General features: G+C 60.4%; 12 protein-coding genes and 4 tRNA genes. 3 read left to right on the top strand and 13 right to left on the bottom strand.

Annotated elements, in window-relative coordinates; all coding sequences use genetic code 11:
* Positions 1-90: 90 nt before the first annotated feature.
* The 3 genes from dusA (at position 91) to oxyR (ending at position 3,020) form a co-directional block, all read left to right on the top strand.
* The gene (dusA, locus tag R0I78_RS04690) at positions 91-1,086 is read left to right on the top strand and encodes a tRNA dihydrouridine(20/20a) synthase DusA (protein WP_317074494.1); all 996 of its coding nucleotides are present in this window, start codon (positions 91-93) and stop codon (positions 1,084-1,086) included.
* Positions 1,087-1,186: 100 nt separating this feature from the next.
* Entirely contained in the window at positions 1,187-1,915 is a 729-nt protein-coding gene (locus R0I78_RS04685) for a glutathione peroxidase (RefSeq protein WP_019933196.1), read from the top strand.
* 211 nt (positions 1,916-2,126) lie between these two features.
* A complete protein-coding gene (oxyR, locus tag R0I78_RS04680; protein ID WP_317074493.1) occupies positions 2,127-3,020 on the top strand; it encodes a DNA-binding transcriptional regulator OxyR in 894 nt (297 codons plus the stop codon).
* 47 nt (positions 3,021-3,067) lie between these two features.
* On the opposite strand, the gene R0I78_RS04675 is transcribed toward oxyR, so the two are convergent.
* The 13 genes from R0I78_RS04675 to R0I78_RS04615 all read right to left on the bottom strand — a co-directional run bounded on the left by R0I78_RS04675 (position 3,068) and on the right by R0I78_RS04615 (position 15,117).
* Positions 3,068-3,144: transfer RNA gene (locus R0I78_RS04675), tRNA-Arg, on the bottom strand.
* Between the two features lie 25 nt (positions 3,145-3,169).
* A tRNA-Arg gene (locus R0I78_RS04670) sits at positions 3,170-3,246 on the bottom strand.
* Between the two features lie 25 nt (positions 3,247-3,271).
* Positions 3,272-3,348 (bottom strand) — tRNA-Arg (locus R0I78_RS04665).
* Positions 3,349-3,359: 11 nt separating this feature from the next.
* Positions 3,360-3,452 (bottom strand) — tRNA-Ser (locus tag R0I78_RS04660).
* 140 nt (positions 3,453-3,592) lie between these two features.
* Positions 3,593-3,784 (bottom strand): carbon storage regulator CsrA, encoded by a 192-nt coding sequence (gene csrA, locus R0I78_RS04655; protein ID WP_019933193.1) that lies wholly within the window; start codon positions 3,782-3,784, stop codon positions 3,593-3,595.
* 216 nt (positions 3,785-4,000) lie between these two features.
* On the bottom strand, positions 4,001-6,628 hold the full coding sequence (alaS, locus tag R0I78_RS04650; RefSeq protein ID WP_317074492.1) for an alanine--tRNA ligase: 2,628 nt from the start codon (positions 6,626-6,628) through the stop codon (positions 4,001-4,003).
* Between the two features lie 102 nt (positions 6,629-6,730).
* Positions 6,731-7,195: a regulatory protein RecX gene (locus R0I78_RS04645; RefSeq protein ID WP_019933191.1), complete on the bottom strand. Its 465-nt coding sequence runs from the start codon at positions 7,193-7,195 to the stop codon at positions 6,731-6,733.
* A 44-nt stretch (positions 7,196-7,239) separates the two neighbouring features.
* The gene (recA, locus tag R0I78_RS04640) at positions 7,240-8,310 is read right to left on the bottom strand and encodes a recombinase RecA (RefSeq protein WP_019933190.1); all 1,071 of its coding nucleotides are present in this window, start codon (positions 8,308-8,310) and stop codon (positions 7,240-7,242) included.
* Between the two features lie 74 nt (positions 8,311-8,384).
* The gene (locus R0I78_RS04635; RefSeq protein WP_317074491.1) at positions 8,385-8,870 is read right to left on the bottom strand and encodes a CinA family protein; all 486 of its coding nucleotides are present in this window, start codon (positions 8,868-8,870) and stop codon (positions 8,385-8,387) included.
* Between the two features lie 91 nt (positions 8,871-8,961).
* Positions 8,962-10,173 carry a sodium/glutamate symporter gene (gene gltS, locus R0I78_RS04630; protein ID WP_317074490.1) on the bottom strand — a complete coding sequence of 404 codons (1,212 nt, stop codon included), beginning with the start codon at positions 10,171-10,173 and terminating at the stop codon, positions 8,962-8,964.
* 28 nt (positions 10,174-10,201) lie between these two features.
* On the bottom strand, positions 10,202-11,326 hold the full coding sequence (locus R0I78_RS04625) for an ABC transporter permease (protein WP_317074489.1): 1,125 nt from the start codon (positions 11,324-11,326) through the stop codon (positions 10,202-10,204).
* A gap of 1 nt (position 11,327) precedes the next feature.
* Positions 11,328-14,045 carry a ribosome-associated ATPase/putative transporter RbbA gene (gene rbbA, locus R0I78_RS04620; RefSeq protein WP_317074488.1) on the bottom strand — a complete coding sequence of 906 codons (2,718 nt, stop codon included), beginning with the start codon at positions 14,043-14,045 and terminating at the stop codon, positions 11,328-11,330.
* Position 14,046: 1 nt separating this feature from the next.
* Positions 14,047-15,117 carry an HlyD family secretion protein gene (locus R0I78_RS04615; RefSeq protein ID WP_317074487.1) on the bottom strand — a complete coding sequence of 357 codons (1,071 nt, stop codon included), beginning with the start codon at positions 15,115-15,117 and terminating at the stop codon, positions 14,047-14,049.
* Between the last annotated feature and the right edge of the window lie 513 nt (positions 15,118-15,630).

Genomic DNA, 15,630 nt, shown 5'->3' with positions numbered 1-15,630 from the left:
AATGTCATTACCCTCCTTCGCCCGGGCTTGGGTCTGTGAGCCGGCTTGGGTATAATGCGCGCCCTCTTGTTCAAAAAGTCATCATTGCTCATGTTTCAATACTCCAGCGCCCGTTTCTCCGTTGCCCCCATGCTCGACTGGACTGACCGCCATTGCCGCTATTTTCACCGGCTGATGAGCCGCCATGCCCAGTTGTATACCGAAATGGTGACCACAGGGGCCATTATTCACGGCAAGGGCGACTATCTGGTTTATAACGAGCAGGAGCATCCGCTGGTGCTGCAGCTGGGCGGTAACGATCCGCAGGCGCTGGCCCAGTGCGCACGCCTGGCTGAAGAGCGTGGTTACGATGAAATTAACCTGAACGTGGGCTGCCCGTCGGATCGGGTGCAGAACGGCCTCTTTGGTGCCTGCCTGATGGCACACCCGCAAACCGTGGCCGACGGCGTGGCTTCCATGAAGGCGGCGGTGTCCATTCCGGTGACGGTAAAAACCCGCATTGGCATTGATGAGCAGGACAGCTACGAGTTTCTGTGCACCCTGGTAGATAAGATAACGGATGCCGGTGTGGATGCGCTGATAGTGCATGCCCGCAAGGCCTGGCTGCAAGGGCTGAGCCCCAAGGAAAACCGGGAAATTCCGCCGCTGGACTATGAGCGGGTATATCAGCTCAAGCGGGATTACCCCGCCCTGACCATGGCGGTGAACGGCGGCATTAAAACCCTGGAAGAAGCTCACACTCACCTGCAGCAACTGGACGGCGTTATGGTTGGCCGTGAGGCATATCAAAACCCCTATATGCTAGCACGGGTAGATGCCGAGCTGTTTGATGATCATCATGAGGTACCCAGCCGCCATCAGGTGATCCGCAACCTGCTGCCTTACATAGAACAGGAGCTGAGCCGGGGCACTTATCTTGGCAATATCACCCGCCATACTCTGGGTATTTTTCAGGGCATGCCGGGAGCCCGGGGCTGGCGTCGTTATTTAAGCGAAAACGCTCACAAGCGGGGTGCCGGTCCGGAAGTGGTGGAAGCGGCCATGGCCAGAGTGCCTGAAGATACCGGCGAAATTATTAATCAATAGATTAAGGCTATCAAAGGCAAAGCCTCAAATGACTTTCCCTTTTTAACCTGACGGGTGATACTGAGTCCTATCGAAGCATATCAACACAAGGACTCAAATAATGCTTACAGACAAAACCGGTCAGCGCGTGCCTCAGGCAGTTTTCCGTACCCGTCAGAATGATGAGTGGGTTAATGTGACCACTGATGAGTTATTCAGCGGTAAAACCGTGGTGGTGTTTTCTCTGCCCGGTGCCTTTACACCCACCTGTTCATCCACTCACCTGCCCCGCTATAACGAACTGGCCCCTGTGCTGTTTGAAAACGGCGTGGATGACATTATCTGCATGAGCGTCAACGATACTTTTGTGATGAATGCCTGGCTGGCAGATCAGGAAGCGGAGCACATTCATGTGATCCCCGACGGCAACGGCGAGTTTACCGATGGCATGGGCATGCTGGTCGACAAGCAGGATCTGGGCTTTGGCAAACGCTCCTGGCGCTATTCCATGCTGGTGAAAGACGGCGTGATCGACAAAATGTTTATTGAGCCAGAGAAGCCCGGCGACCCCTTTGAAGTATCCGATGCCGACACCATGCTGGCTTATATCAACCCGGAAGCAGCCAAGCCCTCGGCCATCACCGTATTCAGCAAGCCGGGCTGCCCCTTCTGCGCCCGTGCCAAGCAAATGCTGCTGGACCGCAAGATGCGCTACGAAGAGGTTATTATCGGTCAGGATGCCACCAGCATCAGCCTGAAGGCAGTATCCGGCCGCAGCACGGTTCCTCAGGTGTTTATTGACGGCCGCCACATTGGTGGCAGTGACGAACTGGCTGAATTTCTGGGCTAAGCCTGACCCAGGCGAAGTATCAACAGGGTTGCTTCCACCGACACGCTTCAAGCCCTTCCATGGGACGCTCGGCAAATGTCATCCCTGACATTTGACGGTCGGTTACAGCAATCCCTGTTGCTCCTTCGCCAGACTGTGCATTACGTATCTTTTCATTCTCACCAGAATCGGGGATCATGCTTATAACGGAGTTGATAACCATGGTGAACAGGTGAATTTACGGGATTTGGAATATCTGGTGGCGCTCGCAGAAGAGCGCCATTTTCGTAAGGCGGCAGAAAAATGTTTTGTCAGCCAGCCCACCCTCAGCGGCCAGCTGCGCAAGCTGGAAGATGAGCTGGGTGTACTGCTGATGGAACGCACTTCCCGCAAGGTGTTATTTACCCCGGCAGGTGACGCCATTACCGCTCAGGCTCGCCGGGTGCTGGCCGCTACCAAGGATCTGCGTGACATTGCCCGCACCTTTACCGAGCCCATGTCCGGTGAGCTGCACATTGGCCTGATTCCTACCGTAGGGCCTTATTTACTGCCCCATATTATTCCCGCTCTGAGGCAACACTTTCCTGAGCTGCAAATCTTCTTATACGAAGCCCAGACCCAGGTGCTGCTAAAGCAACTGGCCGACGGCGATCTCGACTGCCTTATTCTGGCCCAACTGGATGATATGGATAATTTCGGCTCCATACCGCTCTACGACGAGCCCATGTTGCTTGCCTTGCCCGCAGGCGACAAGTGGGCCGAGCGAACTGAGATTGGTCTTGAGGAGCTTAAGGGCGAGAAATTACTGATGCTGGAAGACGGCCATTGCTTGCGGGATCAGGCCATGGGTTTCTGTTTTGCCGCCGGTATAGGCGAAGACAGCCACTTCAAGGGCACCAGCCTGGAAACCCTGCGCAATATGGTGGCGGCCGGCTCAGGCCTTACGCTTATTCCCAAACTGGCCGTGACTGAACACAAAGAAGACAGCGGCGTGCGCTATCTCAGCGTCACCAACCCCTGCCCCAGCCGGACCATTACTCTGCTGCACCGGTCGCACTCAGTGCGCCGCCCCTGCTTTAATGAAATGGCCCGGGTGATCAGCCGTTTGCTGAGCGAGCTGCTGTAACAAATACAGAAAAGCAAAAAGCCGGCACAAGGCCGGCTTTTCTAATATGGCGCATCCGGGAGGATTCGAACCTCCGACCGCTCGGTTCGTAGCCGAGTACTCTATCCAGCTGAGCTACGGATGCATAACAGGTCGCGTTTATTTTCAGATGGCGCATCCGGGAGGATTCGAACCTCCGACCGCTCGGTTCGTAGCCGAGTACTCTATCCAGCTGAGCTACGGATGCTTTTCTGAAAAACGCTTTTAAACAATGGCGCATCCGGGAGGATTCGAACCTCCGACCGCTCGGTTCGTAGCCGAGTACTCTATCCAGCTGAGCTACGGATGCACTACAAAAAATGGCGGTGAAGGAGGGATTCGAACCCTCGATGCGGGTATAAGCCGCATACTCCCTTAGCAGGGGAGCGCCTTCAGCCTCTCGGCCACCTCACCGTGTTTGCGGGGCGTATATTACCGCTGGGCCAAAATAAGTCAAACACTTTTCCAACCCGATTTTTTCGTTCGAACAGACTTTAACCATTTGGGCGCAAAAGCCATCAAAAAGAATGAAAAACACCCCGTAAAACTGAAAATTAATACTGGCTGTCGTCGCCGGTACCCTTTTCTGCCTGTATCCGCATGTAGATTTCTTCGCGGTGTACAGACACTTCTTTGGGTGCATTTACACCAATGCGCACCTGGTTACCCTTAACACCCAGCACTGTGACAGTGACTTCGTCACCGATCATCAGGGTTTCACCTACCCGACGGGTCAAAATTAGCATATGGCTGCTCCTGTTTTGGCTATCTGTTAGTAAAAAATGTTGTTTATTATCCGATAAAGGCGACGAAAAACCCAGCCTTCCTGTGGCATGAAATGGGGCAAAACATCGTCAAAATCAAGAGGCCTGTCAAAGACAGGCCTCTTTTACTGTTCGGCGTATGGCTGCCGACTCAAATTATAGACGCTGTTAGGTAATAACAGGCCGTTTCAGCTGCAATCAGAGGCGCTCGCCCAGCCAGCCGGACACAGACTCCAGCGCCGCCGGCAGGGCTGCCGGCTCACTGCCACCAGCTTGGGCCATATCGGGACGGCCGCCACCCTTGCCGCCCACCTGCTGGGCCACCATGTTGACCAGCTCGCCGGCTTTCACCTTGCCGGTGAGATCCTTGGTGACGCCGGCAATCAGGCTGACCTTGTCACCGGTAACAGTGCCCAGCACCACCACACCGGACTGCAGCTTGGACTTGAGATCGTCCAGGGTGCCGCGCAGTGATTTGGCATCTACCCCTTCCAGATTGGCGATCAGCACCTTGTTGCCGTTGATCTCAACCACCTGATCCAGCAAGGACGCGCCGGCCTGTGCCGCCAGCTTGCCCTTGAGCTGCTCAATTTCCTTTTCCAGCTGACGGCTGCGCTCCAGCACCTGACGCACCTTGGCCGATACCGAGAAGGTATCACCCTTGACCAGGCTGGCAGCCTGGGCAATTTCGTGATCAAGCTGATGCAGATAGGCCAGGGCCGCTTCACCGGTGACGGCCTCAATGCGGCGCACACCGGCGGCAATGCCGCTTTCCGAGAGAATTTTGAACAGACCGATATCACCGGTCCGGCTGACGTGAGTACCACCACAGAGCTCGGTAGATACCTCGCCCATGGATACGACCCGCACTTCGCTTTCGTCATATTTCTCGCCGAACAGCGCCATGGCACCGGCCTGTTTGGCCCCTTCCAGATCCATCAGCTGAGTGGCCACCGGCAGGTTGGCGCGAATGTCGCGGTTGACCATGTCTTCCACTTCCCGCAGTTCCTGGGCACTCATGGCTTCCAGGTGAGAGAAGTCAAAACGCAGCCGCTCGGGCTCGACCAGCGAGCCTTTCTGGGTAACATGCTCGCCCAGCAGCTTGCGCAGGCTGGCATGCAGCAGGTGAGTCACGGAATGGTTCAGTGCCGTGGCCTGACGGCGGGCACCGTCAACGGCCGCAGAGACGGACTCACCCGTTTCCAGGGTACCCAGCTCCAGATGGCCCAGGTGCAAAATGCCGTTACCCGCCTTTTGCGTGTCTTTCACCACAAACAGGCCGTCGTCCATGCGGATCACGCCCGCATCCCCCACCTGACCGCCCGACTCGGCGTAGAAGGGGGTAGTATCAAGTACTACCGCGCCTTCTTCACCGGCAATCAGGGCATTCACCGGCTCACTGCCCTTGAACAGCGCGGTCACCCTGGCCGCCTGAGCCAGGTGCTCGTAGCCGGTAAAGGCAGTTTCACCGTCAACCTTGATGGCCTTGGTATAGTCCACACCAAAGTTGGACGCTTCCTTGGCCCGGGTGCGCTGTTGCTGCATCAGGGCTTCAAAGCCGGCCTCATCAATGCTGAGCTCACGATCGCGCAGCACGTCGGCAGTAAGATCCGCCGGGAAACCATAGGTATCGTACAGCTTGAACACCACCTCGCCGGGCAGCACTGTGCTTTCACCCAAATCATTAATGGCGTCTTCCAGCAGTTGCAGGCCACGGTCGAGAGTACGGGCAAACTGCTCTTCCTCCAGCCGCAGCACCTTCTCGATGATCGGCCGCTGACTGTTCAGCTCGGGATAGGCATCGCTCATCTGCTCGCACAGGGAACCCACCAGAGTATGGAAGAAGGTCTTGTCGGCACCCAGCTTGCGGCCGTGGCGCACGGCACGGCGAATAATACGGCGCAGCACATAGCCCCGGCCTTCGTTGGAGGGCATAACGCCATCGGCAATCAGGAAGGAGCAGGAACGAATATGGTCGGCAATCACCCGCAGCGACTTGTTGTCGAGATCAGTGGTGCCCACCGCCTCGGCCGCTGCCTTGATCAGCGCCTGAAACAGATCGATTTCATAGTTGGAGTGCACGCCCTGCAAAATGGTGGCGATACGCTCCAGCCCCATGCCGGTGTCGACCGACGGCTTGGGCAGCGGCTCCATGGTGCCGTCGGCATGACGGTTGAACTGCATGAACACCAGGTTCCAGATTTCGATATAGCGGTCACCGTCTTCTTCCGGGCTGCCGGGAGGGCCACCCCAGATATGCTCGCCGTGATCGTAGAAGATCTCGGTGCAGGGGCCGCAGGGGCCGGTGTCACCCATGGTCCAGAAGTTGTCGGACGCGTATTTGGCACCTTTGTTGTCACCGATGCGCACAATGCGATCCACCGGCACACCAATTTCCTGAGACCAGATACCAAAGGCTTCGTCGTCGGTCTCATACACTGTGACCCAGAGTTTTTCCTTGGGCAGCTTGACCACGTCGGTCAGGAATTCCCAGGCAAAGCGAATGGCGTCCTGTTTGAAGTAGTCACCAAAGCTGAAGTTACCCAGCATTTCAAAGAAAGTGTGGTGACGGGCGGTGTAACCCACGTTTTCCAGATCGTTGTGCTTGCCGCCGGCACGCACGCAACGCTGGGAGCTGACCGCTCTGTTGTAGGCCCGCTGCTCCAGACCCAGGAACAAGTCCTTGAACTGGTTCATGCCGGCATTGGTAAACAGCAGGGTCGGGTCGTTGTGGGGTACCAGCGAGCTGGACGCCACCACCTGGTGTCCTTGCTGGCGGAAATATTCGAGAAACGCGTTGCGTAACTCAGACGTGGTCATTCGCATGGAAAATCCTGTTGATAGCTTGGTAGGCAATTACTCCCATAATTTAAAAGGAATGGGCAGCAATGTAAAACGCGTCATGGCGCGCGTGGGTGCGAAAAAGCGTTATTGGTCGCCGGCTTCAAGGGCATAACGAATGTGATCCGGGCCAAACCCCCTCGCCTGCAGATAACGCATGCGCCGGGCCCGCTCTTTGAAATCGGGAATGGGGGCATCACCAAAACGAGCGAAATGACACTCCCGGGCCAGCTCAAACCAGTCGGTTTCTTCTTGTTCAAGCGCTGTGGCAATCTCGTCGGGATGAACGCCTTTGCGCTGCAGCTCGGCACGAATACGCTGAGGACCATGCTTTTTGTAGATGTGCTGACGCACCTGCACTTCGGCAAAGCGCGCGTCCTGCAGCCATTGCTGTTGCTCCAGCTTGTTCAGGGTGCGGGTAATGGCCTCCTGCTCAAACTCGCGTTGGCGCAGCTTTTGCTCCAGTTCCCGCCGGCTGTGATCCCGCCGGGACAGAATTCGCAGGGCACAGTCCCACACGGGCTGATCCGGATTGGATGATTCAAATAACATGCCTGTCTCTTAACACAAAGGCCGGGCATTGCCCGGCCTTGTTATCAGAATTCGGCGTTATCGTCAGGGCCGTCCAGTTCCGGCAGGGCTTCACCCTTGCCGTTACCTTCTTCCTTGGCAGAGCCCGGTGCCAGCAGCAACATTTCACGCAGCTGCTGCTCAATTTCTTCGGCAATATTGGTGTGCTCCAGCAGATATTTAATGGAGTTGGCCTTGCCCTGACCAATTTTGTCACCCTTGTAGCTGTACCAGGCACCGGCTTTTTCAATCAGCTTATGCTTCACGCCCAGCTCAATCAGCTCACCTTCCTTGGAGATACCGGCACCATACATGATCTGGAACTCAGCCTGCTTGAACGGCGGCGCTACCTTGTTCTTGACCACTTTCACCCGGGTTTCGTTACCCACCACTTCATCGCCTTCCTTGATAGAGCCGATACGGCGAATGTCGAGACGCACGGAAGAGTAGAACTTAAGGGCGTTACCGCCTGTGGTGGTTTCGGGGCTGCCGAACATGACACCAATCTTCATACGGATCTGGTTGATGAAGATGCACAGACAGTTGGCGCTCTTGATATTACCGGTGAGCTTACGCAGCGCCTGAGACATCAGACGAGCCTGCAGACCCACATGAGAGTCACCCATCTCGCCTTCAATTTCGGCGCGGGGCGTCAGTGCAGCCACAGAGTCAACAATGATGACATCTACCGCGCCGGAACGCACCAGCATGTCACAGATTTCCAGCGCCTGTTCACCGGTGTCGGGCTGGGATACCAGCAGATCGTCTACGTTGACGCCGAGTTTACCGGCATACACCGGATCCAGTGCGTGTTCGGCATCCACAAAAGCACACACCTTGCCGGCGCGCTGGGCCTGAGCGATCACCTGCAGAGTGAGGGTGGTTTTACCGGAAGACTCGGGACCATAGATTTCTACAATACGACCGGTAGGCAGACCACCAATGCCAAGAGCAATGTCCAGAGACAGGGAGCCGGTGGAAATGGCTTCAACATTCAGCGCCTTATTGTCGCCCAAACGCATGATAGAGCCTTTGCCAAATTGCTTTTCAATCTGGCCCAGGGCGGCGGCCAAGGCTTTTTCTTTGTTCTGATCCATAACATGCTCCACTGAAATTGGCTGGTGCTGAATTGTAGTAATTAACGCTGAGTATACTGGTTATTCGTACAGTATCAAGTCGGGTTTTGCTCAAGCAGGGTCAGGCAGGCCTCAAGCGCATTGACCACGGTTTGCCGGCGCACTGCGGCCCGGTTGCCGTCCAGCTGCAGCAGCCGGCAATCAAGCTTATTTTGTGCCACAGAGTAACAAGCCAGCCACACTGTGCCCACGGGTTTTTCCGGGCTGCCGCCACCGGGGCCGGCCACACCGGTCACCGCCACGCCAAGGCCACAGCCAGAGGCGGCACAGGCACCGCGTACCATGGCTTCAGCCACTTCCCGGCTGACTGCGCCGTGGCGCTCTATCAGCGCCATATCCACCCCCAGCATCTCGTGCTTGGCGGCATTGGAATAAGTCACAAAGCCCCGGTCAAACCAGGCCGAGCTGCCGGCGATGTCGGTCAGGGCGCAGGCGATGCCGCCACCGGTACAAGACTCGGCGGTGACCATCATCAGGTGGTGACGCGCCAGGGCCTCGCCCAGCTGTCGTGCCAGTGTCATGCTGTCCAAACCGTGGTTCCTTCCGCTCACCGAAAGCGCCCATTATGCCGGTTGCGCTGTCCCGGCTCCATGGTCCAGACCGATAAATGACTCAGAGCCCGCTCATCAGGCCGATGATCAGGGCGTTGGCGATGTCGATAAAGAAGCCGCATACCAGGGGTACCACGATAAAGGCCTGGTGGGCGGCGCCGTATTTCTGGGTCACGGCGCTCATGTTGACGATGGCGGTGGCGGTGGAGCCCAGGGTGATGCCGCCGAAACCGGCGGCCATGACACTGGCCTCGTAGTTCCGCCCAAGCAGGGGAAACAGCACCATCAGGGTAAAGGCGATGGTCAGCCCTATCTGCAGGGTCAACGCCGTGCCGATAAATAGCAGATAGCCACCCAGTTGCCACAGCTGCATGCCCATCAGGGCCATGACCAGAAAGACCCCGAGGCAGATGTCGGAGATGAGCGACAGCCCCTGGCTGGCGGCGCTCCAGCTTTTCACCCGCCGTTCCCCCAGCAGCCACTGCCCCAGGTTACGGATCAGAATGCCGGCCAGCAGGCAGCCCACAAAGTCGGGCAGCACCAGGTTGGTCTCCGCCAGGGCGGCGCTGATCGCCTGCCCCAGCAACAGGGCCAGGTTGAGCCACATCCAGGCCCAGAGCACGTCGTGATAGCTGAGCGGCGGCTGGTACTGGACGTCGCCCAGGGTGCCCACCTCGAGGCCGACGTCCCCGGACGGTTGCAGCCGGTGCCGCCGGATCAGGTGGTTGGCAATGGGACCGCCGATCAGGCAGGCGGACACCAGCCCGACCGTGTTGCTGGCCACCCCCAGCTCCATGGCGTTGCCGATGCCCAGCCGCTCGCTGAGCAGGGGCGCCCAGGCCAGGGTGGTGCCCACACCGCCGGTGAGGGACACCGAGCCCACCATCAGGCCGGTGGCCGGCGGCATGCCGAACAGGGTGGCGAGCCCCATGCCCAAGCCGTTCTGCAGCAGGATAAACAGGGTGGCAAGCAGCAACAGCATCAGCAGGGGCCGCCCGCCCTTGAGCAGGGAGCCGACCTCCGACTTGAGCCCGATGCCGGCGAAAAAGTAGAGCAGCAGCACCTCGCTCATTCCCAGCTCGAAGCGCAGCTCCAGCCCCCAGATCCCATGGAGCAGCGCCGTGACCAGGGCGCACAAGAAGCCGCCGATCACCGGCTCGGGGATGCTGTAGCGGCGCAAAAAGGGGCTGTGGGCGATCACCGACTTGCCGCAGAACAGCAGCATAATGGCCAGGGTGAAGCTCACCAGCCCGGATACCGATATAATGTTCACTGGCATTCCTCTTGTGCTCGCACCCCGTTCAGGCCATCTGGCTCAGGGTCTTTCTGAAGCGGGCCAGGGCCACGGTGAAAAAGACGCCGCCGATCAGCAGCAGGTACAGCAGCTCGGGCCAGATCACGGACAGCCCCGCCCCCCGGTACAAAATGGCCTGGCTCAGGGACACGAAATGGGTGGTGGGCGCCGCCAGCATCAGATCCTGCACCAGCTGGGGCATGCTCTCCCGGGGGGTCGTGCCGCCCGACAGCAGCTGCAGGGGCAGCAGCACCAGCATCATCAGCAGGCCGAACTGGGGCATGGTACGGGCCTGGGTGGCCAGGAAAATGCCCATGGAGGTGGTGGCGAACAGGTGCACCGCCGTGCCCAGCAGGAACAAGCTTATCGAGCCCTCTATCGGCACCCGCAGCGCCCCCTGCACCACCAGGGCCATGGACAGGGCCACCGCGGCCAGCACCACCAGCCCCATGGACCAGACCTTGGCCAGCATGATCTCGGTGGGGGTAACCGGCATCACCAGCAGGTGCTCTATGGTGCCGTGCTCCCGCTCCCGGATCAGGGCCGCCCCGGTGAGGATGATGGACAGCATGGTGACGTTGTTGATGAGCTCCATCACCGCCCCGAACCAGGACCGCTCCAGATTGGGGTTGAAGCGCATGCGCACCGCCAGATCCACCGGCAGCTCACTGTCGGTGCGGTAGCGCCGCACAAAATCGTCGACCTCCCCCTGGATGATCTGCTGGATGGAGCCGCTGCCGGTGAAGGCCTGGCTCATACGGGTGGCGTCCACGTTCAGTTGCAGGGCCGGCGACCGGCCCGCCAGCACGTCCTGCTGGAAGCCGGGCGGTATGTTGATCACGAAGGTATAGCGTCCCGCGTCCATGCCCGGATCCATCTGCGAGAGGGGGATCATCGCCGGATCCTTGAAGCGGGGCGGATAAAAGGCCGCCGCGATCCGCCCCGACAAGGGGGAGCTGTCTTCGTCCACGATGGCGATGGGGGCGCCGTGCAGGGTCTCCGGCATGGCGGTGGCGGCGGTGTAGATGGCGACGGAAAAGGTATAGGCGATCAGCACCAGCATGATGGGATCCCGCACCAGGCTCCACAGCTCCTTGACCCCGAGCCGGAATACGTTGGCAAGTGCGCGCATCTCATCGCTCCTGTTTTTTAAGCAGGGCCACCGACAGCCCCAGAATGAGGGGCACCGCCAGCAGCAGGGGCCAGAAGGAGGCGGTCAGATCCCCAAGGCCCAAGGCCTTGCCGAACACGCCCCGGCTGATGTTGAGGAAATGGGTGGCCGGATAGACCTGGCCGATCAGCGCCCCCACCCCTTCCAGGGAGGACACCGGGTTGAGCACCCCCGAGAACTGGATGGCCGGCAGCAGGGTACCGATCATGGTCACGAACATGGCAGCGATCTGGCTGCGGGTGAAGGTGGAGGCAAAGAGCCCGAAGCCGGTGGAAAACAGCACGAACAGCCAGGCTCCCAGGGCCAGGGTGGCGAAGCTGCCGGTCAGCGGCACCTCGAACAGGGTGATCGCCAGGGCCACCATCAGCAGGAAATTCAGCATGGCGAGCAACACATAGGGTAACTGCTTGCCGAGCAGAAATTCCGTTTTGGACACCGGCGTCACATAGAGGTTGATGATGGAGCCCAGCTCCTTCTCCCGCACCACCGCCAGGGCGGTGAGCATGGCGGGGATCATCAGCAGCAGTATGGGGATCACCGCCGGCACCATGGCCGGCAGGCTGCGCACGTCCGGGTTGTAGCGGAAGCGGGTCTCGATGGTGGCCGACCCCGTGGCGGTCTGTCCCAGGCTGTAGCGGGCCTGCTCCTGCAGCCAACTGTAGTGCATGCCCTGCACATAGCCGTTGATGGTCTCCGCCCGGAGCGGCATGGCCCCGTCCACCCAGACGCCGATCTCCACCTTGTTGCCGCGCTTGAGCTCCCGGGCGAAGCCGGGCGGTATCTCTATGGCCAGGGACAGCTCGCCGCTGCGCATGCGCCGGTCCAGCTCCTGGTAATCGACCAGGGGCGGCCGCTCGATAAAATAACGGGAGCCCGACAGGTTGAGGGCGTAGTTTTGGCTCAACCCGGATTGATCCCGGTCCAGCACGGCGTAGCGAAGATCCTCCACGTCCATGCCGATGCCATAGCCCATGATAAACATCAGCAGCACAGTGCCCAGCAGCGCCAGGGTGGCCCGCACCGGATCCCGCGCCAACTGCATCGCCTCCAGCCGGCTGAAACTGAGCATGCGCCCCAGGCTGAAGCCCCGCCGGTGCGGGGTCGCCGGGGCGGCGGGCGCCGCCGGGGCCAGGGGCGGCGTTTCCTCCGGGCCCGCCGCCTGCTCCAGGTAGTGGATAAACACCTGCTCCAGGGTGTCGGCCCCGTGCCGCTCCACCAGGGCGGCCGGGCCCTCGCTCACCAGCACCCGCCCCGCGTGCATCAGGGAGATGCGATCACAGCGCTCGGCCTCGTTCATAAAGTGGGTGGTGATAAAAATGGTCACCCTGTCCTGGCGGGCCAGCTCGATCAGCAATTGCCAGAACTGATCCCGGGCGACCGGATCCACCCCCGAGGTGGGCTCGTCCAGGATCAGCAGCTCGGGGCTATGCACCATGGCCACCGCCAGCGACAGCCGCTGGCGGATCCCCATGGGCAGGCGTTCCGGCAGGGCGTGGCGCGCCTCCTCCAGGCCGAAGCGGCGGATCATCTCCTCCACCCGGTCGGGAATGGCCGCCTCCGCCACCCGGAACAGGCGGGCGTGCAGCACCAGGTTCTGCAACACCGTCAGCTCGGAGTAGAGGGAAAAGGCTTGGGACATGTAGCCCACCCGCCGGCGGGTGGCGATGTCGTTGCCGTCCACCGGCAGGCCGAACAGCCAGGCCTGGCCCTCGGAGGCGGGCAACAGGCCGGTCAGCATCTTCATGGTGGTGGACTTGCCGCAGCCGTTGGAGCCGAGAAAGCCGAAGATCTCCCCCCGGCGGATCTGGAAGTTGACCCTGTCCACCGCCACGAAGTCGCCGAAGCGCATGGTCAGATCCCGGGCTTCGATGGCGATCTCCTCGTCCTCGGCCAGTTCCAGGGGCGGGGTCACCACCTCCCGGTGGCCCTGACGGCGGGATTCGGGCAGCAGGGCGATAAAGGCGCGCTCCAGGCTCGGGCAGCCGGTGCGGGTGAGCAGTTCGGCCGGGCTGCCCGTGGCCAGCACCCGGCCCGCGTCCATGGCCACCAGCCAGTCGAAACTTGCCGCCTCCTCCATGTAGGCGGTGGCCACCAGCACGCTCATCTCGGGTCGCTCGGCCCGGATCCGGTCGATCAGGGTCCAGAACTGGCTGCGCGCCAGGGGATCCACCCCGGTGGTGGGCTCATCCAGGATCAACAGCCGGGGATCGTGGATCAGGGCGCAGCACAGTCCCAGTTTCTGTTTCATGCCGCCGGACAGTTTGCCGGCGGGACGGGCCAGGAAGGGATAAAGGCCAGTGCTGCGGGTCAGATCGTCGATGCGCCGGCGCCGCTCGGCCAGATCGTGGCCGAACAGGCGACCGAAGAACTGCAGGTTCTCCTCCACCGACAGGGTGGGATAGAGGTTCTTGCCCAGCCCCTGGGGCATGTAGGCGATATGGGGGCAAACCCGGTTCCGGTGCGCGGCATCGGCCATGCTGCCTTCCATCACCCGCACCCGCCCCTGCTGCACCGCCCTGGCGCCGGCCAGCAGCGACAGCAGGCTGGACTTGCCCACCCCGTCCGGGCCGATAAAGCCCACCATGCGCCCGGCGGGAATGGCCAGATCGATGCCGTCCAGCGCCCGGCTCTCCCCGTATTGCAGACGGACGCCCTCTGCATGGGCCACATGCGCCTTCATGTCAGGGTTCCAGCTTGACGGTCAGATCCGCGGGCCAGGGCTGCTGCTGATCGAGCCGTACCCAGACCACGCCGGGCAGCCCCGTCTTCACCTGGGTAAGATGGGCCCGGAGCAGATCCGGATCCACCTGGGCGCGCACCCGGAACATCAGTTTCTGCCGCTCGCTGGCGGTTTCCACCGTCTTGGGGGTGTACTGGGCGGTGTCCGAGATAAAGGAGATGCGCGCCGGGATCACGTATTCCGGCGCCGCGTCCAGCAGGATGCGCGCCTCGCTGCCGAGCGCCAGCCGCCCCACCAGCTCGGAAGGCAGGAAAAAAGTCATATAGACATCGGTCAGATCCACCAGGTTGAGCACCTTGCCGCCGCCGCCCAGCACCTCGCCCGGCTGGGCGATCAGGTATTGCACCCGGCCATCCCGGGGGGCGCTGAGCTGGCTGTCGTCGATGTCCGCCTGGATGCGGGCGATGGTGGCCGCCGCCGCCGCCACCGCCGACTCGGCTCCCACCACCTGGGCCCGGGCCGCCTCTACCCCGGCCTCGGCGGCGTTCACCTGGGCCCGGGCGGCGCTTACCGCGGCGCTGGCCCCGAGCAGGGCCGCCCTGTCGTCGTCCAGTTGTTGCTGGGACAGGGAGCCCCTGCCGGTCAGCACCTGGGAACGCTCGTAGCGCCGGCGGGCGGCGTCCTCCTCCGCCTCCCGCTGGGCCACCAGGGCCCGCGCCGCCTGTTGCTCGCTCTCCCGCGCCAGCACCTGGGCACGGGCGCTGCCCACCGCGTTCAGGGCCTGCTGGTGCTGGGCCCTGGCCTCCTCCCGCTGGGCCTCCAGCACCGTCACCTGCATCCGGGCCAGGGGCATGCCGGCCTGCACGAAGCTGCCCTCGCGCACCAGTATTTCCTCCACCCGGCCGGCTTGCTTGGTGGCCACATCGATCTCGGTCGCTTCGATACGGCCATTGCCGCTGACAAAGGCATCCCCATAACCGCTGCCGAGGCCCCCTTGCCAGACATAACCGGCAATGGCCGCCACCGCCAATAAAATCAGTAGCAGCAGATGTTTTTTATTGATGTTTTTCATTTATCTCACCCAGGATATAAAGAAGGCGCCCAAACAGTCCTTCCTGACTAGTAGCAATCGACGGTGCGCCCGCGCCGGTAAACGGAAAGCCGGCCCCATAAAGGCAATAGGGACACGCAGGCGCGGCGACACCCGTCCATAGGTCTATATTATCCGAAACGGCGGCGATATGCCGTACATGGGAGGAGCCCCGTGCTCTCTCCAAAATTTTTATTATTTAAAACAGCCAGTTGAGATTTTTATGTGAATACGCCGACCGACAACATGAATAAAAATACCACCATAGAGTTAAAACTCTAAGCTGTATTTTCATTCCCACCGACAATATCGGCCCAACCGAAAACAGCCGCTTCGAAATCAATGATCCAGATCAAGGCAGCCTCATCTTTAATTACAGCGTTATCTTTTCCGCCTTCCCGTTATTTCACCGAACCGCCCCCTCCTCTTCGTCAATAATCGTTCCGAAGGGCAGATCACCGGCGGCAGCGACAGGAATGGGTTCTCGGCGTGTCT

Source organism: Oceanimonas sp. CAM02 (genome assembly GCF_032842915.1).
Lineage (GTDB): Bacteria > Pseudomonadota > Gammaproteobacteria > Enterobacterales > Aeromonadaceae > Oceanimonas > Oceanimonas smirnovii.
Note: the sequence above shows the minus strand (reverse complement) of the source record. Positions and strands in the feature narration are given on the sequence as shown.

Coding starts and splice junctions, on each gene's coding strand:
- dusA (WP_317074494.1), top strand. CDS start 91: ATGTTTCAATACTCCAGCGCCCGTTTCTCCGTTGCCCCCATGCTCGAC.
- R0I78_RS04685 (WP_019933196.1), top strand. CDS start 1,187: ATGCTTACAGACAAAACCGGTCAGCGCGTGCCTCAGGCAGTTTTCCGT.
- csrA (WP_019933193.1), bottom strand. CDS start 3,784: ATGCTAATTTTGACCCGTCGGGTAGGTGAAACCCTGATGATCGGTGAC.
- alaS (WP_317074492.1), bottom strand. CDS start 6,628: ATGCGAATGACCACGTCTGAGTTACGCAACGCGTTTCTCGAATATTTC.
- R0I78_RS04645 (WP_019933191.1), bottom strand. CDS start 7,195: ATGTTATTTGAATCATCCAATCCGGATCAGCCCGTGTGGGACTGTGCC.
- recA (WP_019933190.1), bottom strand. CDS start 8,310: ATGGATCAGAACAAAGAAAAAGCCTTGGCCGCCGCCCTGGGCCAGATT.
- R0I78_RS04635 (WP_317074491.1), bottom strand. CDS start 8,870: ATGACACTGGCACGACAGCTGGGCGAGGCCCTGGCGCGTCACCACCTG.
- R0I78_RS04625 (WP_317074489.1), bottom strand. CDS start 11,326: ATGCGCGCACTTGCCAACGTATTCCGGCTCGGGGTCAAGGAGCTGTGG.
- rbbA (WP_317074488.1), bottom strand. CDS start 14,045: ATGAAGGCGCATGTGGCCCATGCAGAGGGCGTCCGTCTGCAATACGGG.
- R0I78_RS04615 (WP_317074487.1), bottom strand. CDS start 15,117: ATGAAAAACATCAATAAAAAACATCTGCTGCTACTGATTTTATTGGCG.